Source organism: Ramlibacter sp. (assembly GCF_035548915.1).
Taxonomy (GTDB): domain Bacteria; phylum Pseudomonadota; class Gammaproteobacteria; order Burkholderiales; family Burkholderiaceae_C; genus Ramlibacter.
Genome location: NZ_DASZSE010000044.1, coordinates 230,481 through 252,984 on the forward strand (window position 1 = coordinate 230,481; position 22,504 = coordinate 252,984).

A 22,504-nucleotide genomic window follows, 5' to 3' on the forward strand; every position below is an offset into this window, starting at 1 on the left:
GGACCGGGGAAAATCCGAGGAGCCTACCTACACTACTTTCCGCGCCTTCCGACGGATCCGAAGATCGAACGCCTCTACCGTGAACTTCCATGTCCAGGGAGTTCAGGAACGGCGGCGACGAAGCCGACCTCATCCAGAACGCTCCGGCGCGCAGCGGCTTTGTGCGCGTGCGGGGCGCGCGCGAACACAACCTGAAGGATGTGGACGTCGACGTCCCGCGCGACGCACTGGTCGTCTTCAGCGGCGTCTCGGGTTCGGGGAAGAGTTCGCTCGCCTTCGGCACGATCTACGCGGAAGCGCAGCGCCGCTACCTCGAATCGGTGTCGCCTTACGCCCGGCGGCTCATCGACCAGGCGGGCGTGCCGGACGTGGACAGCATCGAAGGCCTGCCGCCGGCCGTCGCATTGCAGCAGCAACGCGGCACACCGAGCACGCGCTCTTCGGTCGGCAGCGTCACGACGCTGTCGAGCCTCCTGCGCATGCTCTATTCGCGCGTCGGCCACTACCCGCCTGGACAGCCGATGCTCTACGCCGAGGACTTCTCGCCGAATACGCCGCAGGGCGCGTGCCCGCACTGCCACGGCCAGGGCCGCGTCTTCGATGCCACGGAAGCGTCGATGGTCCCGGACGATTCGCTCACGATCCGCGAACGTGCCATCGCCGCCTGGCCGCCCGCGTGGCACGGCCAGAACCTGCGCGACATCCTGGTGAGCCTCGGCCACGACGTCGACCGGCCCTGGCGCGAGCTGCCGCGCAAGCTCCGCGACTGGATCCTCTTCACCGACGAGACGCCGACGGTGCCGGTGTATCCGGGCTTCACTCCGAAGGAAACGCGCGCCGCGCTGCGAAGCCGAACCGAACCCGCGTACATGGGCACCTTCACGAGCGCGCGCAACTACGTCCTGCATACTTTCGCGGGCACGCAAAGTGCGCTCATGAAAAAGCGCGTCTCGCAGTACATCGTGAGCGCGCCATGCCCCGTATGCGCGGGCAAGCGGCTGAAGCCGGAGGCGCTTGGCGTCACCTTCGCGGGTCACGACATCGGCGCGCTGGCGGGCAAGCCGATCGAGGAGGCGATGGCGCTGCTGCGTCCCGCGGCCGAGGGCCGGCTGCAGGACGACGCTTTCGCGGGTGACAAGCTCACTCGCGAACAGTCGCGCCGCGCCACGGCCGCGCGTGTGGCGCGCGGCGGCGCGGCGCATGCGGGCGCGCCCGATGTCCGGCTCACTTCCGCGGTCTCCGAAGAAAAGCGCCTCGCGGCGCAGCGTCTCGCACGCGATCTCGTGGAGCGCATGAGCGTGCTGTGCGAACTCGGGCTCGGGTATCTGTCGCTGGATCGCAGCACGCCCACGCTGTCACCGGGCGAACTGCAGCGCCTGCGGCTTGCGACGCAGCTCGGCTCGCAACTGTTCGGCGTCATCTATGTGCTCGACGAGCCATCGGCCGGATTGCACCCCGCCGATGGCGAAGCGCTCGTCACCGCGCTGCAACGCCTGAAGGCGGGCGGCAATTCGGTGTACGTGGTGGAGCACGACCTGTCGCTCATGCGGTGCGCCGACTGGCTGGTGGACGTGGGACCGGCGGCCGGCGAGCGCGGGGGGCGGGTGCTCTATAGCGGTCCGCCCGCGGGCCTTTCGGAGATCGCCGAATCCGAGACGCGTCGCCATCTGTTCGCGAAAGCGCCGCCGCCCTCGCGCAAGACGCGGCCGGCACGAGGCTGGCTGGAGCTCAAAGCCATCACGCGCAACAACCTCGAGGCACTGGATGCCTCGTTCCCGCTCGGTTGCATGACGGCGGTGACGGGCGTGTCCGGGTCGGGCAAATCGACGCTCGTGACACGTGCCTTGCTGGAACTCGTCGCTCGGCACATCGGCAGCGCTTTGACGGAAGACGACGCGCAGCCGCACGACCTGCTGGACCCGGGCGCGGCGGCGGGCTCCTGGTCCGGCGGGCTTGCGGGCGACACTGTCGCGGTCCGGCGGCTCGTGCAGGTGGACCAGAAGCCGATCGGGCGCACGCCGCGCTCCAACCTCGCGACCTACACCGGACTCTTCGACGCCGTGCGCAAACTGTTCGCCGCAACGCCCGCGGCGCGGAAGCGCCGCTACGACGCGGGCCGCTTCTCCTTCAACGTGCCCAAGGGCCGCTGCGCCACCTGCGAGGGCGAAGGGTTCGTCTGCGTCGAGCTGCTTTTCATGCCGAGCGTGTACGCGCCGTGCCCGGATTGCCACGGCGCGCGCTACAACGCGCAGACGCTCGAGGTCCGCTGGCGCGAGCGCAGCATCGCCGACGTGCTGGCGATGACGGTCGAGGAAGCCGCGGCCTTTTTCGCCGAAGAGGCGCAGGTGCTGCGACCGTTGCAGCTGCTGCTGGACCTCGGGCTCGGCTATCTCCGCCTGGGCCAGCCCGCCACCGAGCTCTCGGGCGGCGAAGCGCAGCGCATCAAGCTCGCCACCGAGCTGCAGCGCATGCACCGCGGCGACACGCTCTACATCCTGGACGAACCCACGACGGGCCTGCATGCGGCCGACACCGATCGGCTGGTTGCGCAACTGCAGCGTCTGGTGGACGAGGGCAACACGGTCGTCGTCGTGGAGCACGACATGCGCGTCGTGGCGCAATGCGACTGGGTGATCGACATGGGCCCGGGCGCGGGGGAGCAGGGCGGGCGCGTCGTGGCTGCCGGTACGCCGCGCGAAGTCGCGATGTCGCACGAAAGCCGTACGGCGCCCTATCTGGCGCAGTGCCTGACATCGGCGCGTTGATCGCGGGGCGCAATGCGCGAGGAAACGGGGGATGCCTCCATAATGCCTTGTCGAGCCTGCGCCATGGATCTCAAGCAGCTGGAATACTTCGTCAAGGTCGCGGAGTTCGGAAGTTTCTCCCGGGCCGCGACGGCGATGCACGTGGAGCAGCCCGCCGTGAGCAAGCAGGTCCGCCTGCTCGAAGTCGAACTGCGGCAGACCCTCCTCACGCGTACCGGCCGCGGCGTGATCCCCACCGCCGCGGGACGCCTTCTCCTCGATCATGGCCGCGGCATCCTGCACCAGATGGCACGCGTGCGCGAAGAGCTCGGCCGCGTGCAGGGCGCGCTCGCCGGCCGCGTGGCCGTGGGCATGTCGCCGAGCATCGCGCGGGTGCTGGCTGCGCCGCTCATCCTCGACGTGCGCGAGCGGCTGCCGCAGGTGGTGCTCGCCGTGTCGGAGGGCATGACGCAGTCGATGCAGGAGGCGGTGGTCAACGGCAGCCTCGACGCGGCCTTCCTCTACAACCCCACGACGTCACCGGACCTCATCTCCACGCTCCTCGTCGAAGAGGAACTGTTTCTCGTGCAGAAGTCCGTGCGGCCCGGCGCCGAATCTCCCCGCGAGGCGAGCATCGAGGAACTCGCGCGACTGCCGCTCGTCATGCCGACGCGTCCGAACACGCTCAGGCTGCTCGTGGAAACCGAGATGGCCAGCCGCGGCTGCAAGCCGGTGATCGCCTTCGAAGTCGATGGTGTTCCGACGATCCTCGACCTCGTCGCGGACGGCGCGGGCAGCACGCTGCTGTCGCGCCGCGCCGTGAAGACTTCGCCGCATGCGGGCCGCTTCACGATCCGCCGGATCGCCGGGCCGCCGGTGAGGAGCCGCCTGAGCCTCGTCGTGAGTTCGCAAAGGCCGCCCACGCTCACGCAGCAGGCCGTGCTCGACATCATCGTGCCGCCGGCGCGCAAGCTGCTCGCTTGATGCGCGGCTGCCGATCCGAAGCGCCCGTGCCCTCACGAAGCCTGCGAACGCCGGGCGAGCATGTCGATCTCGATGCGCGCGCCGCGCGCGAGGCCGCTCACGCCGATGCAGGTGCGAGCCGGCCTTCGCCCCGGTGCGAAATAGCCCTCGTACACCGCATTCATCGCGGCGTAGTCCTCCTCGAAGTGCGTGAGATAGACGCGGCACACGAGCACGTCGGCAAGCGAGAGCGCGCAGCCCTCGAGCACGCGCGAGAGATTCGCCATCACCTGGCGCGTCTGCGCTTCGATGCCTTCGGGGTAGGGCGAATCGTTGGCCGTGCCCGCGAAGGGCATCTGGCCCGTGAGGAACACCCAGCCATCGCTTTCGACGGCATGCGAAAAGGGCGCGACCGGATCGGGCGCGCCGTGGATCATGTGGAAGATGGGAGGTGACATGGTGTTCAGTGTGATGCGAAGGCCGGGCCGGACGTGCGCAGCGCCTCCAGCCTATCGAGCAATCCAGCGGCCAGCGGCCCCGCCGCCGCGGCGTCGGCCGCCTGCGCGATCTGCGCCAACGACGAGAAGCCCACCAGCGCGCAGGAGATGCCCGGCTGCGACAGCACGTAGCGGATCGCGCCTTGCGCGGGCGCGATGCCTTCCGCGGCGAAGCGTTCGCGCACGGCCGGCGCGAGCCGCCACATGCGCTCCTGCTCCGATCCGGCTTCGGGCGGCGGCATCGCGGCGCCGAGCAAACCGGCTTCCAGCACGCGCAGCGCGATCGTTCCCATCCCGCATGCGGCGGCGCGGTCGCCGATGCCTGCGTAGTCGCGCAGCGCCGCACCCGCCGCGCAAGCCTTCCACGCGGTCGGATTCAACGCGCTGAAGCTCACGACGAGCGCATGGAAGCGATGGGCCTCCACCACGGTCCGAACGCAGTGCATGTCGCCTCCGTAAGCAGAGCATCCGAAGTAGCGAACGAGGCCGCGCGCGCGAAGGAAATCGAACGCTTCCATGACACCGGCGGGTCCCAGCACGTCATCGACGGTGAGCATCGCACCCGAGCCGAAAGCCGCGCGGGCCGCGCGTGCGGCACCGATCCGGTTGTGCAGATGGATGAGCGTGACGGGGCGCCCGAGCCTTTGCACGCTCGCTTCGACGGACCGAACCGTCGCCTGCGCGATGTCGCCGAAGTCCTGCGCTTCGAGCGCGACCTTGGTCGCGACGACCGGATTCGCATCGAGCTCGGCGAGCGCCTGTCCGAGATGCGCTTCCGACATGCCGCCGCCATAGACCGGCGCCGTGTCGAAATAGGTGATGCCGCGCTCGAGGGCGGCGCCCACGGCTTCGCGGCGTTCGGCCGCGCTCGCCTCGATCATCAACCCTGCCGTCGGCCCGCAGCCGAATCCGATTTCGGAGACGGCGAGTCCGGTGGCGCCGAGCGGCCGCTGCCTCACCAGGCCCTCCGTCCCTTCGCGGGGCCTTCGGCCGCTGAGAGTTCGTCGCGATACGCCGCCATCCAGTCGATGCCGGCCGGCGCGACGAAGTGACCGCCGCGCGCGCCGAGATAGCTCTCCGGCTCTTCCAGTGCCGGCGGCGCGTTGCCCGACTCGGCGAACTTGCGCGCCTCCGCGAGGAGGCGGCGGCGCGTGCGCACCACCATCAGGTCTCCCGGGCCGAGGTGCTCGTGCGAGTGGTCCGTGATCGGCCCCATGCTCTCGCACACGGCCTGGTCCTGCAGGTAGATGCTGTCGATGCCCGTGAAGATGATGTTGCGGCTCTGCGCCTCGCGGTCCAGCCCCCAGTCGTTGCGCTCGTTCGCGGTGACGCGGAATCGCCCGAGCCAGTCGCTCGTGTTCGGCAGGTACTCTTCCCGATGGCTCGGCGAGAGATGCACGCCGCCCAGCAGCGGCTCGCGCCTGGGCTGCGTGCGCTTCCACCTCAGGTAGATCGTCATCGTGTGTTCGTCGTCGAGCGGCACCCAGGCGCGCGCGTGCAGGTGGTCGTGCAGCGCGTTCTGCGGGAACTGCGTCCAGAACGGAAACATGAAGTGGCCGAAGCGCCAGTACGTCTTCTCGGCGCCGCCGATGGTGACGTTGCGGTAGGCGGCGTAGGCCGTGCCCCAGCGCGTGTCGCTCACGTGATACTGCGGCGAGCGCGGCGTGAGCGTGTGCTCCATGTAGTGGCCCTCGGGAATGTCCTCGGGCTTCACGTGGCCCATGTGCAGGAAGCCGACGTGCGACGTGTCGATGTCTCCTTCGAGGCTTTGCAGCCAGTTGCAGGCGCGCTGGATGAAGATCACGTCCAGCTCCGCCTCGGGCAGCAGCGTTGCCTCGATGGCAGGCAGCGGAGGCGGCTCGGCGCGCGTGCCCATGTAGACCCAGACGAGCCCCGCGCGTTCGGCTGTGCGATAGGCGCGCGCCTTCACGTTGGCCTTGAAGTCGAGCTGCGGCGGCACGCTCGGCATGTCGATGCATTGGCCGTTCACGTCGAACTTCCAGCCGTGGTAGACGCATCGCAGGCCCGCTTCCTCGTTGCGCGCGAGAAAGAGCGACGCGCACCGGTGCGGGCAGCGGTGATCCATGACGCCGACGCGGCCCTGGCCGTCGCGAAAGGCGATGAGCTTCTCACCGAGGAGCAGGAGGCGGATCGGCGCTCCGCCTCGCGCGAGTTCGCTCGACTTCGCGGCGGGCACCCAGTATTGCCGCATGAAGCGGCCCATCACCGTGCCGGGGCCGACGCGGGTGAGATCGATGTGGTCCTGTGCTGTTCTCATGGCGAGGATCGGAAGGGATGCTCCGGCAGGCCGGGGACGTCGCTGCGGTGTGCGAAGAGGCCGCCTGCAAGAGGCTGCGCGCTCGCTTCCTCGCTCGTGAGGCCCGCGGACACGGTCGTGATGAAAAGGGTGCGCAGGTCGTCCCCGCCGAACATGACGCTCGAGGGCTTGCGCACCGGCAACTCCACGCGCTGGAGCAACTCGCCGCGCGGCGAGTAGCGCGCGACGCGCGAGCCCTCGACCTCCGCGACCCAGAGGCATCCCTCGGCGTCGACGGTGCAGCCGTCGGGGCGGAAGCCCCGACCCGTGTAGTCGATGAAGACGCGGCGATTCGACAGGGACCCGCTGGCCGCATCGAAATCGTACGCATCGATGCGGCCGGGCATCGAATCCGTGTGATAGAAGGTGGCGCCGTCGGGGCTCCACGCACGGCCATTCGAGATGACGAAGCCTTCGTCCATGCACCGGGCGCGCAGGCCGGGGCCGACGCGGTAGAGCTTGCCCACGCGCGCGCGCGGTGCCGGGTCCGGATCGCGCGTGCCGATCCAGAGGCGCCCGGACGCGTCGCACGCCGCATCGTTGAAATCTTCCCGCGCGAAGTCGACGCCTTCGATCGGAAGCGTCCACGCCCGCTGCAAGTCGAAGTCCACCGCGCCCAGACCCTTCTTGAAACTCACGACGAGGTGACCGGCCGCGTGTTCCACGAGGGCCGTCGGCCTGGCAGGCAGCTTCATGAGCCCGGTGCGGCCTGTGGCCGGCTCGTAGCGCAGCAAGGTGTCCTCGCGGATGTCGATCCAGTAGAGCGCGTTGCGCGATGCCACCCAGAGCGGCCCTTCGCCGAGCGTCGCCCGGTATGACGTCACGCACTCGGCCACGCGCTCACTCGTCGGCACGCACGTAGCCGCTCGCCTTGGCGAGCACCTCCACGCGAGCGTATTCATCGCGCAGCGACTGCGCGAACTCCGCCGTCCCGCACGGCTGCGGCAGGATGCCGTGGATGCCCAGGCGCGGCGCGATGTCCGCGCCCTGGAACGACTTGAGGAACGAGTCCGCGATGCCGGCTACGAGCGGCGGCGGCATCTGCGCGGGGCCGAAGAGGCCGATCGTCGCGGTGCCGCTCACGTTGATGCCGTTTTCCTTGAGCGTCGGCAGATCGGGCAGCACCGGCGAGCGCCTTTCGCCGGAGACGGCGACGATGTGGATGCGTCCGGCCTTGTGCAGTTCGATCGTCGTGCTCATGCCCGTGATGTGCATCGGCAGGCGTCCCGCGGCCACGTCGAGGACGGCGACGTTGCTGTCCTTGTACGGCACGTGCGTGAGCGGCTCGTTCAGGCCGAGCGAGAGTGCGATGCCCACGAAGTGCGAAAGCGTGCCGTTGCCCGGCGAGCCGAATGCGGCCTTGCCCTTCTGTGCGCGAATCCACGCGATGAGCTCGGGCATCGTCTTCGCGCCCGTCATCGGCCCGGTGGAAATGCCGACGTCGAAGACGGCCGCGCCCGCGATCGGCGTGAAGTCCTTGAACGGGTCGTAGTCGAGCTTGCTGTAGATGTGCGGGTAGATGCTGAAGGGCCCGCTCGTGGCGAGCAGCAGCGTGTTGCCGTTGGGCGCCATGCGCCTCAGCTCGCCCATCGCGAGGCGCTGGCCGGCGCCCGCCTTGTTCTCCACGACGATCGCGCGTCCGGTCTGGTTGTGCAGCTTCTCGGCGACGAGCCGGGCCGCGACGTCCGTCGAAGTGCCCGCGGGAAGACCGACGAACAGGCGCATGGGCGGCAGGTCCGACTGCGCGCGGACGAACGGCGCGCCGGCGCCCAGCACGGCGGCGCCCAGGCCCTTGATGACGACTCGACGGGAACTCATGACGGCGACTCCTTGTCGGCAAAGTTGGAACGTGGGGCGAAGGAGAGGCGACGCGAAGACGCACGCATCACGCCTCCTCGAACGCGACGAGGCCCATGCCGGTGGTCATCGGCGCGTAGTAGTTGCGATGCACGCGGCGCGCCGCGGGCGAGATGGCGCCGCGCATGACCATCCACATGACGAGTTCGATGCCTTCGGCGCCGAAGCGCTCGATCATCTCCTGGTGCGTGAGGGCGAGCAGGCTGTCGGGGTCGGATTCGATCCGGTCCAGGAAGTCGAGATCGCCTTCGCGATTCAGGAACCCGAAGCGCGCGCCTTGCAGCTGATGCGACATTCCGCCGGTGCCGAGAATCGCGACACGACCGTCCGGCGCATACGAATCGATCGCGCGGCGGATCGCCTGGCCGAGGCGGAAGCACCGCCGCATGGTGGGCAGGGGATGCCGCAGCACGTTGACCGCGACCGGCACGCAGAGCACGGGCCAGCCCGCCGAGACATCGAAGCACATGCTCATCGGAACGAGGAAGCCGTGGTCGACGTTCAGTTCCTCGCAGACCGTGATGTCGAACTCGTCGTAGACCAGCGACTCGCACAGGTGCCACGAGAATTCGAGCGCGCCGGGCACCTGCGGCAGCGGCCGCTTGCCGAAGCCCGCGTCGGCCACCGCATAGCTGCCGGCCGCGCCGACGGCGAAGGTGGGGTACTTGTCGAAGAAGAAATCCGCGCCGTGGTCGTTGTAGACGGTGATCGCGATGTCGGGCTTCAGGCGCGCAAGCCATTCGCGCACGGGCACGTACGCGTCGAAGAGCGGCTTCCACTCGGGCGTCTCGTGCTTCGCCTGGTCCTGCGCGACGCCGATGGTGGGCACGTGCGACGTCCCGATGCCCGCGACGAGCCGTGCCATCAGGTCGCCCCCGCCTGCTCGCGCGTGGCGAGGAAGGCCTCGTAACTCTCGCCGCGCATCTGCGCGCCCATGCGGTAGAGAGGAAGCCCCGTCACGGAAGCGAGCTTGATGAGAAAGAAGATGTTGCCGCCGGCCTGAAGCAGGCCGTTGAAGTCGCGCGCGAGCACGAGCCGGGTCTCTTCCTCGGTGAGGCCGAACCGCGACAGGTAGGCGCCCTCATCCTGCCGGTACGCCTCGCGATTCGCGGCCTGCGTGAGCGAGTGGCAGAGGCGGTTGATGCGCAGGCCCTGGTGCGACTCCCTGAGGCCGAAGACCTGGGTGCCCGCGATGGGCCGCTCGCGATCGATCTGTGGGGTTGGCATGGAGGTCACGCTCCTGATGTGCCGCATCTTCCGCGCGTCGCGGGCGGGGAGGAAGGGGAGCGTCCTACTACCAGCTATTCCAACCGGGAATGCAAACCGGCTACCGCAACCCCACCTGCCGGTCCGCCATGTTCACGAGTTGCACGAGCGTCGGCCCGATCGTCTTCATCAGATCCGCGGGCTTCGCGCGGTAACCGGGCACCGCGCAGTTGAAGAGCAGGTTGCGCGGGCCGTAGCGGATGTTCGACGCCACGCCCACTGCGAGCACGCCCAGGCCCGCATCGCCCATGTTGATGGAAAAGCCGCGCTTGCCGTAGTTGGCGAGGCTGTCCTTCAGGCCTTCGGTGCTGCGCGTGTATTCGTCCGCGCGGTCCTGCCGGGCACGCGCGAGAAAGCGGTTGCGCTCGGCCACCGTGAGCCGCGCGAGCCACGCCCGGCCCATCGCGGTCTCGACGATGCCGCGCACCGCGCCCACGCCCGGGCGTTTCAGCGTGCCGTGCTCGTGCGCGCACGTCTCCACATAGACCACGTCGAGGTCCATCACCACGCCCACCGACACCGCGCCTTCGAAGCGGTCCGCCATCGACTGCATCGCGGGCCGAAGCTGTGACAGCAGCGGCGTGTTGATCACGTAAGGGTAGCCGAGCGTCACGGCGGCCGGGCCGATGAAGTAGCGGTCCAGCCGGTCGTCGTGGTCGAGAAACCCGAGCGCCTGCAAGCTGCGGCACAGCCGGCTCACGGTCGGGCGCGGCAGGCCCAGGCGCTCGGCGAATTCGCTGTTGGCGTGCGCGCGCGGGTCCTTCACGAAGCTTTGCAGGATCATGAGTCCCTTCGCGAGCGTGCCGGAGAAATTGGGGTCCTCGTCGCGAATGCGGCGCAGGTCTTCCTGGTCGTCGATCCGATGCACGGGGCGGTGCTTGCGCATGGCGCCATTCTCGGGCCGTGGCGGCGCGGACGCGCATCGCTGTTTCAATATTTGAAACTGCAGTTCGCAATTTCCGCCGCCGCGGCCTACAGTGCGCCGCATGATCCGCGACACCGCCCGCCTGAACGCCTTGCTGGACGACATACGCGCCTTCGTGCGCGATCGCTGGCATCCCATCGAAGACCAGGTCGACCGCGCCGGCGAAATTCCGCAAGCCGTGGTCGACGAGCTTCGCCGCAAGGGCTATTTCGGCTGGAGCATTCCCGAGGCGTATGGCGGCCTCGGCCTCACGTCGGAGGAACTCGTGCTGTGCGCGATGGAGTTGTCGCAGGCTTCGGTCGCGCTGCGCGCGCGCGTGGGTACCAACACCGGCATCGGCTCCGAGGCGCTCGTGGCCGACGGCACGCCCGCGCAGAAGGAACGCTGGCTGCCGCGCATGGCGCGCGGCGAGCTCACCGGCTGCCTCGCGCTCACCGAGCCGGATGCGGGCTCGGAGGCGACCAACGTCCAGACTCGGGCGCGCCGCGAGGGCGACCACTACGTCCTGAACGGCGTGAAGCGCTTCATCACCAACGCGCCGCTTGCAGACGTGTTCACCGTGATCGCCCGCACGGACGCCGGCACGACCGGCAGCGCCGGGCTCACGGCCTTCATCGTGGAGCGCGGCGCGGGGCTGCGCACGGGCGAGCCTTATCGCAAGATGGGCCAGTCCGGCTCGCCCGTGTCGGATGTGCATTTCGAGGACTGCCGGGTGCCGGCGGCCAACGTCATCGGCGAGAGGGAAGGCGAGGGTTTCAGGACGGTGATGAAGGTGCTGAACAAGCAGCGGCTGCACCTGGCGGCGCTGTGCACGGGGCCGGCGATGCGCATGCTCGAGCTCGCGATGGCCCACACCTCGCGCCGCGAGCAGTTCGGCCAGGCCGTGGCGAGCTTCCAGCTCGTGCAGGGGATGATCGCCGACTGCCGCACCGAGATCTTCGCGGCGCGCTCGATGATCGTCGAGGCCGCGCGCGCCCGCGACCGCGGCGAAGACGTGGTGCTGGCCGCATCGATGTGCAAGTACTTCGCATCCGAGATGTGCGGCCGCGTGGCCGACCGCTGCGTGCAGATGTTCGGCGGCTCGGGCTACATCGCCGACTTCAGCCCCATCGAGCGCTACTACCGCGACGTGCGGCTCTTCCGCCTGTACGAGGGCACGAGCCAGATTCACCAGCTCAACATCGCGAAGCTCGCGCTGCGCGAACACGAGGCGCGGGCGCGATGAACCTCGTCGAAGTCGAGCGCGACGCCGCACTGGTGGAGCTCAAGGCACGCGTGCGAGCGTTCGTGCAACGGCATGCGATGGCGATGGAATCTTCCTCGCATGCGAACAATCCGGAGGCGCTCGACGCCGCGCTCGCCCGGCTCAGGCCGATCGCGCGCGAGCACGGCCTGTACCTGCCGCAGATGCCGCGCGCCGAAGGCGGAATGGGGCTCGGCTGGGTGGAGCGCAGCGTGGTGCTGGAAGAAGCCGGCCGCAGCTATCTCGGCCCCGGCGCGCTCAATTGCGCCGCGCCGGACCAGCCGAACATGATCAGCCTGCTGCGCCAGGGCTCCGATGCGCAGCGGCTCGCTTACCTGCGGCCGCTCGCCGCAGGCGAGTTTCGCTCCTGCTTCGCGATGACCGAGCCCGCGCCCGGCGCCGGGTCCGATCCCTCGATGCTCCTCACGCGCGCGAAGCGCGTCGCCGGTGGCTGGCTGATCGAGGGCCGCAAGTGGTTCATCACCGGCGCCGTGGGCGCGCGATTCGCGATCGTGCTCGCGCAGACCGAAGAAGGTCCCACGCAGTTCATCGTGGAATCGTCCAATCGCGGCTTTCGCCTGCAACGCGCCATCGCGGCGATCGATCCGTATGCCATCGGCGGCCATGGCGAGATCGAGTTCGCGGATTGCTTCGTCGAGGACGACGCCGTGCTCGGCGAAGTGGGCAAGGGGCTCGTGTATGCGCAAGAGCGGCTGCAGCCCGCGCGCGTGTCGCATTGCATGCGCCTGATCGGCCGAGCCCGCCGCGCGCTCGAGCTCGCGAAAGAGTACGTGAACGAGCGCCGCTCGTTCGGCAACCGGCTTGCCGAGCTGCAGCAAGTGCAGGCCATGGTGGCGGACTGCCACCTGGACTTGCATGCGTGCCGGCTTTTCATCCTCGACTGCGCGGCGCGCATGGATGCGGGCGTCGACGTGAAGACCGAGTCGGCGATGGCGAAGGTGTTCGTGTCCGAGGCGCTTTATCGCGTCGCCGACCGCGCCGCGCAGCTGATGGGCGCGCTCGGCATGTCCGAGGACGCGCCCGTCGCGCTGATCCTGCGCGAGCTGCGGCCTTTTCGCATCTACGACGGCGCCACCGAGCTGCACCGCGCCACGCTCGGCCGCCGCTTTCTCCAACCCAACCAAGGAACGAACCGATGAATGTCCGATGCACGATCCGCGGCGCGCTGGCCGCGATGGCCGCGCTGGCCCTGCCCCTGGCTGCGACGCTCGCGCACGCCGCGTACCCCGAGCAACCCATCAAGCTGGTGGTGCCTTTTCCACCCGGCGGCAGCACGGACCTCGTCGCGCGCGCGATCTCGATCGACCTCGGCAAGGAGCTGGGCCAGCAGGTCATCGTGGACAACAAGGCCGGCGCGGGCAGCCTCATCGGCTCGGAGTTCGTCGCGAGGGCCGCGCCCGACGGCTACACGCTGCTGATGGCGGGCCTCACGAACGTGTTCCTGCCGTACGTGCACAAGGACCTGCGCTTCAACCCCGTGGACGACTACGCGCGCGTGGGGCTCGTCGCCGACCTGCCCAACGTGATCGCGGTCAACGCGATGACGCCGTACAAGTCGCTGAAGGACCTCGTTGCCGCCGACAAGGCGAAGCCGGGTTCGCTGTCGTTCGGCTCGGCCGGCGTCGCGACGCCCTCGCACCTCGTCTGCGAAATGATCAATCACGAGACGAAGATCAGGATGCAGCACGTGCCCTACAAGGGCAATGCGCCCGCGGTGAACGACCTGATCGGCGGCGTGATCCCGGTGATGTGCAACAACCTGGGCGGCACGCTGCCGTACATGAGTAGCGGCCAGATTCGCATCCTGGCGCAGACCGGCAAGAGCCGCTCGCCCTCCGCACCCGACGTGCCCACCTTCGCGGAACTCGGGCTCGGCAGCCTCGACACCGGCCTCTGGATGGGCATCGTCGCGCCCAAGGGCACGCCGCAGCCCATCGTCGACAGGCTGAACCAGGCGCTCGCGAAGGTGATGGCGGAGCCTTCCACGAAGGAGAAGCTGGCGAAGCTGGGCGCGGCCCCGCTCAACCCGAGCCCGGCGGCTTTCGAGGAACGCATCAAGGCCGACCGCCGCGCGTGGGAGCCGGTGCTGCGCTCGGCGGACCTCACGAGCAAGTGATGGCGAACCCCGGTTATCCGCTCGGCGGCGTGCGCATCCTCGACATGGCGACCGTGTTCGCCGCGCCGTTCGCAGCGACGCTGTGCGGCGACATGGGCGCGGAGGTCGTCAAGCTCGAACTGCCGCAAGGCAACGACGCGTTGCGCGGCCTGGCTCCGGTGCACGAAGGCCACGCGCTCTTCTGGAAGACGGGCAACCGCGGCAAGAAGGGCATCTCGCTCGACGTGCGCAAACCCGAAGGCCGCGAGCTCTTCCTGCGGCTCATCGAAGGCTTCGACGTGCTCGTGGAGAACTTCCGCACGGGTACGCTGGACGGCTGGGGCCTCGACATCGCGACGCTGCACGCGCGCAATCCTCGCCTCATCGTGCTGCGGCTCACGGGCTTCGGCCAGACCGGCCCGTATGCGCGCAAGCCCGGCTTCGCGCGCATCTTCGAGGCGATGAGCGGGCTCACGCACCTGAGCGGCGAGCCGGGCGGTGCGCCGCAGCACATGAATTACCCGCTCGGCGATGCCATCGCGGGCGTCTTCGGCGCGTTCGCGATCGCCACCGCGCTCGCCGAGCGCAATGCGTTGCCGCGCGGCGAGCAGCGGGGCGCGGAGATCGATCTCTCGGCCACCGAAGCGCTGATGCGCATTCTCGATCCGCTCGCCGCCGAATACCGTTTTTCGGGCGTGGCGCGCGAACGCACGGGCTCGCGCGCGAGTTACACCGCGCCGTCGAACGTGTACCGCAGCGCCGACGGAGCCTGGATCACGCTGGTGGGCTCGTCCGACCCGATCTTCGCGCGGCTGTGCACGGCGATGGAGCGGCCCGAGCTCGCGAAGGACCCGCGCTACCGCACCAACGTCGAGCGCACGAAGCATCACGTGGAACTGGACGACATCGTGGGCGCGTGGTGCGCGGACCTGCCGCTGCAGGAGCTGTCGCGCCGGCTCGATCGCTGCGAGGTGCCGTTCAGCAAGGTGTATTCGATCGCCGATGCGCTCGAGGACCCGCACTTTCGCGCGCGCGAAGCGTTCGTCCAGCTGCAGGATCCGGAGTTGGGCTCCATTCCCGCGCCGGCGATCGTGCCGCGCTTCGCGGGAAGAACATTCGCAGTCTCCTCCGTGGGCCCGGCGACGGGGCAGGACAACGCGCAAATCTATGCCGGCATCGGTGTCGATGCGGCTCGCCTCGCCTCGCTGAAGGAAGCCGGCGTGGTTTAGGGCCGGGTCGCAGGGCCCGGGCCGCACGATAAGCCGCCCTGATAGCAGCCTTCACACATTTTCGTTGGCTCCGTGGCGCGAGCGGTGGCAGCATGAGCGCCGTCTGGCAGAGATAGAAGGCTCGCAAACGCAAATGGGAACTCGGCTCGGCGGGGTCTACATGTTCACCGGCGACGACGGATCGACGGCGCTCGGCGATGGATTGCGTGTGCAGAAGAACCACGAGCGGGTGGAAGCCTGCGGCTGCGTGGAAGAGCTGAGCTGCGCGATCGGCATCGTCACGGCGATGCCGTCACTGCCCCAGCCCGTGGCCGACTGCCTGCTGCGCATCCAGGACGATCTCGCCACCGTCGCCGCCGAGCTGCGCGTTCCGGCCAGGGCGACGATCGTCCGCGCGGACGTCGCTCGCATCGAGCAGGAGCTCGACGCGTTCGATGCGCAGCGGGCCGCGACGGGGGCATCCATCGCCCCGGCCGCCGCGCAGTCGAGCGCAGCGTGTCTTTTCGCGCGCGCCGTCGCGCGGCGGGCGGAACGCCGGCTGTGGACGCTCGTCGAGCTCGAGGCGCAGGCTCCGCGCGGAAGCGTTGGCCATGCGCTTGGGCAGGAAAGCGTGAATCGCGAGACGGCGCGGTATCTGAACCGTTTGTCCGACCTGCTCGCGGTCGTGGCGCAAGTGGTCGCGCGCGTCGACACGGGCGCGCTCGATCGGTGGCACCATCGGTAGTCCGCGCAAGCCGCGTTTCGGATGGAGACCGCTCGCTCCCATGGCCCAATACCGCATCGGTGACAAGCAACCCTTCGTGCCCGCGGACGCCTTCGTGGCGGCCGAGGCCGTCCTCATCGGCGAGGTCATCGTCGGCGCACGCGCGTCGCTCTGGCCCGGCTGCGTCGTCCGCGGCGACAACGAGCCGATCCGCATCGGCAACGAAAGCAACGTGCAGGAAGGCGCCGTTCTGCACACCGACTTCAACTATCCGCTCACGCTCGGCGAGCGCGTGACCGTCGGCCACCAGGCCACTCTGCACGGCTGCGAGATTGGCTCCGGGTCCCTCATCGGCATCCAGGCGATCGTGATGAACGGGGCCGTGATCGGCGAGAGCAGCATCGTCGGCGCGGGCGCGCTCATCACCGAAGGCAAGCGGTTTCCGCCCCGCAGCCTCATCATGGGCGTGCCCGGCAAGGTGGTGCGCGAACTCTCCGAGCAGGACCTGGCGCATCTGGACCGCGCCGCCGAAGACTACGTGCGCAAGGCGAAGCAGTACCTCGTCGAACTCGTCCGCACGGGCTGAGAGGCTCACCGCCCGAGCAGCTGCTCCACCGCCGCATACGGGTCGAGCTCGCGGGCGACAACGAGATTCACCAGCGCATCGACTTCCCGCGCATCCAGGCGCGCCGCCAGGTCGCGCAGCACCTGCTCGCGCAGGAGCGCATGGATTTCGGCGCGCATCGCATCCGCGTTTCGCCGCTGGGCTTCGCCGCCCCGTGCCGCCCAGTCGCGATGCTCGTTCACGGCATCCATGAGCTCCTCGATACCGGTGCCGCCGGCCGCCGACGTCTTGATGACCGGCACGCGCCAGTCGTTGCGGGGCATCCCGAGCTTGAGCATCTGCATCAGATCCAGCACGACCTCCTCGGCACCCGGCCGGTCCGACTTGTTCACGACCAGGATGTCCGCGATCTCGATCACCCCCGCCTTGATGGCCTGGATGTCGTCCCCCGCCCCGGGAATGGTGAGCAGGCAGACGGTGTCCACGACGCTCGCGACGTCGATTTCCTGCTGGCCGATGCCCACGGTCTCGACGAGGATCACGTCGAATCCCACCGCATCCAGCACGTTCACCACGCGCCGCGTCGCGCGCGCGAGCCCGCCCGACTGGCCGCGATTGGACATGCTGCGGATGAAGACACCCGCATCGAGATAGCTGTCGCGCATGCGGATGCGGTCGCCGAGGATCGCGCCGCCCGACCAGGGGCTCGAGGGGTCCACGGCCACGACGGCCACGCGCGGCACTTTGCGGCGGTAGGCGCTCGTGAGCACCGACACGAGCGTGCTCTTGCCCGCGCCGGGCGGGCCGGTGACGCCCAATTTCGTCGCGCGGCCCGCCTGCAGGTGCGCGGCGCGCATCACGTCCGCGCACTGCGCCTCTTCGTTTTCCACGATGGAGACGAGCCGTGCGATGTCGGCCATGCGGCCGGCGCGGGCGCCCGCGAAGAGATCCTCCACCGTCTTCACCGGACCGGCTTCCTTTGCTTCGACAAGGGAACGACGGCGACCGCCGTGGCCTTGACCACGAGAAGCGGCTCGGCAAGCACGTCGGCCGCCGAGTCGGCCGCGTCCACGAGCTCGATCACCTTGTGCGCGGTGCATTCGAACCGGCGCGACGAGTTGCCGGTGGACACGAGCGCCGCCTTCACTTCGAGGAAGTCGCCGCTTCGAACCGGCGCGAGGAATTCCGCGTTCATGGTGCGCATCAGGCCCTCGTCGCCGTCGTGCCGCACGAGCGCCTCGGTCACCGCGTCGCCGAAGAGCTGCAGCACGCGAGCGCCATCCACCAGCCCGCCGCCGTAGTGGCCGTCGGCGGTGGACATGCGAAGTCGAATGATCGTTTCCATGGACGGGGACCTCCAGGCGCTTCAGCGCGTCGCGGATGCGAGCACCCATTCGCGCACGATGCGCCGCGCGATCTTGCCGATGCCCGTTTTCGGCAGCTCGGGCACGAAGTGGATGACCTTCGGCCGCTTGTAGCCGGCCAGGCGCTCCTGCGTGAACGCCTTCAGGTCGGCCTGCGTCACGCAGGCGCCGGGCGCGAGCACCGCGAAGGCGTGGACGGCCTCGCCCCATTGATCGTCCGGCACGCCGACGACGGCCGCCTCGCGCACCCCGGGATGCGCGACGAGCACCTCTTCGACTTCCGCCGGGATCACGGTCATGCCGCCGGACTTGATCATCTCCTTCACGCGGCCTTCGAGCTGCAGGAAGCCCTCTTCGTCGAAGCGGCCCAGGTCGCCCGTGCGCATGAAGCCGGAGTGCATCACTTGCGCGGTGGCGGGCGCATCCTGCCAGTAGCCCGCGAACATCGACGCACTGCGGGCGTGAATTTCTCCGGCGTCGTCCACGCGCAGCTGCGCGCCGATCATGAGGCGGCCGACCGTCCCCGATTTGCGCACCTGGTCTTGCGAGTCCATCACCGTGAGGCACAGGTGCTCGATCATTCCGTAGAACTGCACGAACCGCACGCGGGGCATCCGCTCCACGAGCGCGGCGATCAGCGGACGCGGCATGCGCTCGGACGCATACGAGACGAGCGCGAGCGAGGGCGGTATCTCCTCGGGCGCGCCTTCGAGCAGCCGCCTGAGGGTCGTGGGCACCGCGTTCATGTGCGTGATGCCGCACGAGCGCGCCGTCTCCCAGATCGTGGGGGCGTCGAACCGCGCGAGGATCACGTGCGTCGCGCGCACGAGCGTGAGCGGCAGCAGGTGTTCCAGACAGGAGGAGAACATCGGCAGGAAGTGCAGCGTGCGTTCGCCGTCGCGCAAGTCCAGCTCGAGCGCCATCGTCGCCGCGGTCGCCGTGAGGCTGCCGTGCGTATGCACCGCGCCTTTGGAGCGGCCGGTCGAGCCGGAAGTGAAGAGGATCACCGCCGGATCCGATGGAGCGACCTGCGACGGTTCTTCCAGCGGCGCGGATCGCGCGATCAAATCAGCGTAAGAGTCGAACGCGGCAGTGGAAGGCGGTGCGTCCAGGCAGAACACGTGTTCGATCCCGCACTCGCCGAGGCTTGCGCGCGCCGCGAACGCGGCTTCGGCCTGCGCCGCGCCGAGAATCAGGATGCGCGGGCGCAGCTGCGTCAGCGCGGCGAATGCTTCCTGCCAGTTCCACCAGTAGTCGAGCGGCGACGCGATCGCGCCCAGCATCGCGGCGCCGAAGAAGACTTCCATGAACTCCGCGCAGTTGGTGGTCCACATCGCCACGCGGTCGCCCTTTTGCACGCCGAGCGCGCGCAGGCCGCCCGCGAGCCGCAGGGTGCGATCGTGCACTTCGGCGTAAGTGCGGCGGATGTCGCCGAAGACCACGGCTTCGCGCCGCGGGCGGGATCGCGCGGCGCGGTCCAGCAGGGCGTCCAGCCTCAGGATTCCGCCCTTCGCTCCCGGCGTCACACCCGTCATCGCTGCGCCTGCCACCGATGGATGTAGTCGACGATGGCGGATGTCGGCGTGCCCGGGCCGAACACCTCCGCGACGCCGTGCGCCTTCACCTGCGGGATGTCCGGTGGCGGCAGGATGCCGCCCATGATCACGAGCACCTCCCGGCTGGCCTGCTCGCGCAGGCCGCGGCAGATCTCCTGCGAGAAGTGCAGATGCGCACCCGACAGGATGCTGAGGCCCAGCACGTCCGCATCCTCCTGCACCACGGTGCTCACGATCATCTCCACCGTCTGGAAGATGCCCGTGTAGATCACTTCCATGCCGGCGTCGCGAAGCGCTCGGGCGATGATCTTCGCGCCGCGATCGTGGCCGTCCAGGCCCGGCTTGGCGACCACGACGCGCAATGGCTTGCTCATGGGCTCGATCCTCGGTTTTTCAGTAGACGATGGGTGCGCGGTATTCGCCGTACACGCCGCGAAGCACGTCGCAGATCTCGCCGACCGTCGCCTGCGCGCGGATCGCGCGCACCACGGGCGGCATCGTGTTGCGGCCTTGCCGCGCGGCCTGCTCGACTTCGTTCAGCGCCGCGGCATGCTCGGCTCGCGGGCGCGACTGCCTGATGCCCTGCGTGCGCCGGATCTGACGCTCGCCGAGCCCGGGGTCCAGCACGAAGGGCTCGAAAGGCAGGGCGCCCTGCGGCTCCACGTGCACGTTCACGCCCACGATGTATTCGCTGCCGGTTTCGAGCGCGCGCTGGTAGGTGGCCGACGCGTCGGCGATCTGGCGCTGGATGAAGCCATCCTCGATGCACCGGACCATGCCGCCGCGATCGAGCACCTGCCGGATCGACGCCTCGGCTTCTTCCTCGAGCCGGTTCGTGAGCGATTCCACGTAGTAGGAGCCGCCGAGCGGATCGACCACGTCGGCGACGCGGCTCTCGAGCGCGAGGATCTGCTGCGTGCGCACGGCGATCTTGATCGCGCCTTCCGAGGGGATCTGGTAGGCCTCGTCCTTGGAGTTCGTGTGCAGCGACTGCGTGCCGCCGAGCACGGCGGCGAGCGCCTGGATCGCGGTGCGCGCGATGTTGTTGTCCGGCTGCTGCGCGGTGAGGCTCACGCCCGCCGTCTGGCAGTGCGCGCGCATCGTCCACGACCGCGGGTCCTTCGTGCCGACCCAGTCGCGCATCATGCGCGCCCACAGCCGCCGCGCCGCCCTCAGCTTGCAGATCTCCTCGAAGAAGTCGTTGTGGATGTCCCAGAAGAAGGACACGCGCGGCGCGACGAAATCCGCCTCGAGCCCGCGCTTGACCGCTTCGGTCACGTAGCAGTGGGCACCCGCGAGCGTGAAGGCGAGCTCCTGCACCGCAGTCGCCCCGGCTTCCCGGATGTGGTAGCCCGACACGCTCACCGGGTTGTAGCGGGGCATCATCTCCGCGGCGTATTCCATCGTGTCCACCACGAGCCGCACCGCGGGGGCGGGCGGGTACACGTATTCGTTCTGCGCCGTGTATTCCTTCAGGATGTCGTTCTGGATCGTGCCGGTGATCTTTTCCTTGCCGACACCCTGGTTCTTCGCGACGACCTCGTACATTCCCATCAGCACGAAAGCCGAGGCGTTGATGGTGTACGACGTGGACACGCGATCGAGCGGGATGTCCTTCATGAGGAGGCGCACGTCCTCCACGGTGTCCACCGCCACCCCGATCTTTCCGATCTCGGGCACGGCCACCGGATGGTCCGAGTCGTAGCCGAGCAGCGTGGGCAGATCGAAGTCGGTCGACAGGCCCGTCTCGCCGTGGTCCAGCAGGTATTTGTAGCGGCCGTTGGTGTCTTCGGCGGTGCCGAAACCCGCCACTTGCCGGATGGTCCACGGCCGCGCGCGATACATCGTCGGGTGCACGCCGCGCGTGTACGGGTACTCGCCGGGAAAGCCGATGCCGCGCGCGGCGTCGCCGCTCGCGCCCGCGTCCGCGCCCGCGTCCGCGGCCGTGTAGAGGTCCTTGATCGGCAGGCCCGAGAGCGTCGTGAACGTCCCCTGGCGTGCAGGCATCTTCCGCACGCTCGACGCGAGCGTCGTTTCGCGCCACGCTTGCAGGTCCGGCGAGCCTGGTGCCATGGCCGGTTCGTTCGATTCGTTCACCACCGCTCCTTCCAGTGGGCACCGCATGTGCCGACGCCGTGGATGCTGCCAGCGGCCGCCGCGCGGCGCCAACGAAAATGCATGAAGGCAGGTATCAGTGCGGCTTAAGCCATGCTCTCGGGCGCGCGTCCGCCGCCGCTACAGCGCGGGAAGGAGCGCCTGCAGGTGATGCGCGAATTCCGCGACGAGCGTCGGCGGGCTTTGCAGACCGAACCGCACGACGAGTCCCACGTCGGGCAGACGCGGCAGCACGCTGCCCGGCGGCAGGATGCGCAGGTCGGCGGGCACCGCGCACTGCGTGAGCACGGCGATGGCCTGGCCCGAACGCACGACCGCGAGCAGGCCCGACATGCTGCCGCTCGCATAGGCGATGCGATAGCTGCGGCCGGCCGCTTCGAGTTCCCGGCAGGCCGCGCGATGGTCGGGCGTGTCGGGGTCGGAGAGCGCGAGCTGCAGCGGCTCGCGCTGCGCCGCTTCGTCATCGCGGTTGCCCACCCACACGAGCGGTTCGCGGCGCAGCCACGACGCGCTTTGCCCCGCGTCGCTCGCCGAGACCAGCGCGAGGTCCAGGTCGTGGCTCCTCAGGCGCTCCTCCAGCCGCGGCGTGGGAGCGCAGAAGACCTCGACGAACACCTGCGGATGGCGGCTCGCGAAGCTGCGCAGGATGTGCGGCAGGAACGCGGCGGCGTAGTCGTCGGGGCAGCCGAAGCGCAAGGTGCCCGCGAGGCCCGCGCCCGTGATGTCGGCGAGGGCGGCGTCATGCAGGCGCAGGATCGCGCGGGCGTGGACGAGCAGGCGCTCGCCATGCAGCGTGAGCTCCACGCCGCGGCCCGTGCGGTTCAGAAGCGGCAGGTCCAGCAGGTATTCCAGCTTCTTCACCTGCATGCTGAGCGCGGCCTGCGTGCGGCCCACGCGATGCGCCGCCCGGCCGAGCGTGTGATTCTCCGCGATGGCGACGAAAGTGCGCAGCAGGTCGATGTCGAGATGAGGCATGAATCTCCGCGAGGTCGCGCGTCGCGCTTGACGCCCCGATTGTTCTCCAGTATTTTCTAGTTGACTAGT

Annotated in this window: 22 protein-coding genes; 8 read left to right on the top strand and 14 right to left on the bottom strand. The window is 69.1% G+C overall.

What is annotated here, in order from left to right:
• Positions 1 to 89: 89 nt before the first annotated feature.
• Positions 90 to 2,765, top strand: coding sequence for an excinuclease ABC subunit UvrA (locus tag VHA82_RS19070; RefSeq protein ID WP_325546715.1), 2,676 nt, complete (start codon positions 90 to 92; stop codon positions 2,763 to 2,765).
• A gap of 63 nt (positions 2,766 to 2,828) precedes the next feature.
• Positions 2,829 to 3,728 carry a LysR substrate-binding domain-containing protein gene (locus VHA82_RS19075; protein WP_325546717.1) on the top strand — a complete coding sequence of 300 codons (900 nt, stop codon included), beginning with the start codon at positions 2,829 to 2,831 and terminating at the stop codon, positions 3,726 to 3,728.
• Positions 3,729 to 3,760: 32 nt separating this feature from the next.
• Here VHA82_RS19075 and VHA82_RS19080 read toward each other — a convergent pair whose 3' ends face one another.
• The 8 genes from VHA82_RS19080 to VHA82_RS19115 all read right to left on the bottom strand — a co-directional run bounded on the left by VHA82_RS19080 (position 3,761) and on the right by VHA82_RS19115 (position 10,530).
• On the bottom strand, positions 3,761 to 4,165 hold the full coding sequence (locus VHA82_RS19080) for a RidA family protein (protein ID WP_325546719.1): 405 nt from the start codon (positions 4,163 to 4,165) through the stop codon (positions 3,761 to 3,763).
• A gap of 5 nt (positions 4,166 to 4,170) precedes the next feature.
• On the bottom strand, positions 4,171 to 5,163 hold the full coding sequence (locus tag VHA82_RS19085; protein ID WP_325546721.1) for an aldo/keto reductase: 993 nt from the start codon (positions 5,161 to 5,163) through the stop codon (positions 4,171 to 4,173).
• Positions 5,160 to 6,482: a Rieske 2Fe-2S domain-containing protein gene (locus VHA82_RS19090; RefSeq protein ID WP_325546723.1), complete on the bottom strand. Its 1,323-nt coding sequence runs from the start codon at positions 6,480 to 6,482 to the stop codon at positions 5,160 to 5,162. Before VHA82_RS19090 ends, VHA82_RS19085 begins: the two co-directional genes overlap by 4 nt.
• A complete protein-coding gene (locus VHA82_RS19095) occupies positions 6,479 to 7,357 on the bottom strand; it encodes an SMP-30/gluconolactonase/LRE family protein (protein WP_325546726.1) in 879 nt (292 codons plus the stop codon). The genes VHA82_RS19090 and VHA82_RS19095 overlap by 4 nt, the downstream gene beginning before the upstream one ends.
• Positions 7,358 to 7,361: 4 nt before the next feature.
• Positions 7,362 to 8,339: a Bug family tripartite tricarboxylate transporter substrate binding protein gene (locus tag VHA82_RS19100; protein WP_325546728.1), complete on the bottom strand. Its 978-nt coding sequence runs from the start codon at positions 8,337 to 8,339 to the stop codon at positions 7,362 to 7,364.
• 67 nt (positions 8,340 to 8,406) lie between these two features.
• Positions 8,407 to 9,243 carry a class III extradiol dioxygenase family protein gene (locus tag VHA82_RS19105; RefSeq protein ID WP_325546730.1) on the bottom strand — a complete coding sequence of 279 codons (837 nt, stop codon included), beginning with the start codon at positions 9,241 to 9,243 and terminating at the stop codon, positions 8,407 to 8,409.
• Positions 9,243 to 9,605: a protocatechuate 3,4-dioxygenase gene (locus tag VHA82_RS19110; RefSeq protein WP_325546732.1), complete on the bottom strand. Its 363-nt coding sequence runs from the start codon at positions 9,603 to 9,605 to the stop codon at positions 9,243 to 9,245. Before VHA82_RS19110 ends, VHA82_RS19105 begins: the two co-directional genes overlap by 1 nt.
• A 100-nt stretch (positions 9,606 to 9,705) precedes the next feature.
• Entirely contained in the window at positions 9,706 to 10,530 is an 825-nt protein-coding gene (locus VHA82_RS19115) for an IclR family transcriptional regulator (protein ID WP_325546734.1), read from the bottom strand.
• A gap of 100 nt (positions 10,531 to 10,630) precedes the next feature.
• Between VHA82_RS19115 and VHA82_RS19120 the strand changes: the two genes are divergently transcribed.
• The 6 genes from VHA82_RS19120 to VHA82_RS19145 all read left to right on the top strand — a co-directional run bounded on the left by VHA82_RS19120 (position 10,631) and on the right by VHA82_RS19145 (position 16,446).
• Positions 10,631 to 11,794, top strand: a complete 1,164-nt coding sequence (locus VHA82_RS19120) for an acyl-CoA dehydrogenase family protein (RefSeq protein WP_325546736.1) — start codon at positions 10,631 to 10,633, stop codon at positions 11,792 to 11,794.
• The gene (locus VHA82_RS19125) at positions 11,791 to 12,972 is read left to right on the top strand and encodes an acyl-CoA dehydrogenase family protein (RefSeq protein WP_325546737.1); all 1,182 of its coding nucleotides are present in this window, start codon (positions 11,791 to 11,793) and stop codon (positions 12,970 to 12,972) included. The genes VHA82_RS19120 and VHA82_RS19125 overlap by 4 nt, the downstream gene beginning before the upstream one ends.
• A complete protein-coding gene (locus VHA82_RS19130) occupies positions 12,969 to 13,949 on the top strand; it encodes a tripartite tricarboxylate transporter substrate binding protein (protein WP_325546738.1) in 981 nt (326 codons plus the stop codon). The genes VHA82_RS19125 and VHA82_RS19130 overlap by 4 nt, the downstream gene beginning before the upstream one ends.
• On the top strand, positions 13,949 to 15,157 hold the full coding sequence (locus VHA82_RS19135) for a CoA transferase (protein ID WP_325546739.1): 1,209 nt from the start codon (positions 13,949 to 13,951) through the stop codon (positions 15,155 to 15,157). The genes VHA82_RS19130 and VHA82_RS19135 overlap by 1 nt, the downstream gene beginning before the upstream one ends.
• 133 nt (positions 15,158 to 15,290) lie before the next feature.
• Complete coding sequence (locus VHA82_RS19140) at positions 15,291 to 15,881, top strand: ATP:cob(I)alamin adenosyltransferase (RefSeq protein ID WP_325546742.1); 591 nt, start codon at positions 15,291 to 15,293, stop codon at positions 15,879 to 15,881.
• Between the two features lie 40 nt (positions 15,882 to 15,921).
• Entirely contained in the window at positions 15,922 to 16,446 is a 525-nt protein-coding gene (locus tag VHA82_RS19145; protein ID WP_325546744.1) for a gamma carbonic anhydrase family protein, read from the top strand.
• A 5-nt stretch (positions 16,447 to 16,451) separates the two neighbouring features.
• Here VHA82_RS19145 and meaB read toward each other — a convergent pair whose 3' ends face one another.
• From meaB to VHA82_RS19175, 6 genes are all read right to left on the bottom strand, one after another.
• A complete protein-coding gene (meaB, locus tag VHA82_RS19150) occupies positions 16,452 to 17,390 on the bottom strand; it encodes a methylmalonyl Co-A mutase-associated GTPase MeaB (protein ID WP_325546746.1) in 939 nt (312 codons plus the stop codon).
• Positions 17,387 to 17,770: a hotdog domain-containing protein gene (locus VHA82_RS19155; RefSeq protein WP_325546748.1), complete on the bottom strand. Its 384-nt coding sequence runs from the start codon at positions 17,768 to 17,770 to the stop codon at positions 17,387 to 17,389. The genes meaB and VHA82_RS19155 overlap by 4 nt, the downstream gene beginning before the upstream one ends.
• Positions 17,771 to 17,791: 21 nt before the next feature.
• Complete coding sequence (locus VHA82_RS19160) at positions 17,792 to 19,339, bottom strand: class I adenylate-forming enzyme family protein (RefSeq protein ID WP_325546750.1); 1,548 nt, start codon at positions 19,337 to 19,339, stop codon at positions 17,792 to 17,794.
• On the bottom strand, positions 19,321 to 19,719 hold the full coding sequence (locus VHA82_RS19165) for a cobalamin B12-binding domain-containing protein (RefSeq protein WP_325546752.1): 399 nt from the start codon (positions 19,717 to 19,719) through the stop codon (positions 19,321 to 19,323). Before VHA82_RS19165 ends, VHA82_RS19160 begins: the two co-directional genes overlap by 19 nt.
• A gap of 19 nt (positions 19,720 to 19,738) precedes the next feature.
• The gene (locus VHA82_RS19170) at positions 19,739 to 21,442 is read right to left on the bottom strand and encodes an acyl-CoA mutase large subunit family protein (protein ID WP_325546754.1); all 1,704 of its coding nucleotides are present in this window, start codon (positions 21,440 to 21,442) and stop codon (positions 19,739 to 19,741) included.
• A 138-nt stretch (positions 21,443 to 21,580) separates the two neighbouring features.
• The gene (locus tag VHA82_RS19175) at positions 21,581 to 22,435 is read right to left on the bottom strand and encodes a LysR substrate-binding domain-containing protein (RefSeq protein ID WP_325546756.1); all 855 of its coding nucleotides are present in this window, start codon (positions 22,433 to 22,435) and stop codon (positions 21,581 to 21,583) included.
• Positions 22,436 to 22,504 lie beyond the last annotated feature (69 nt).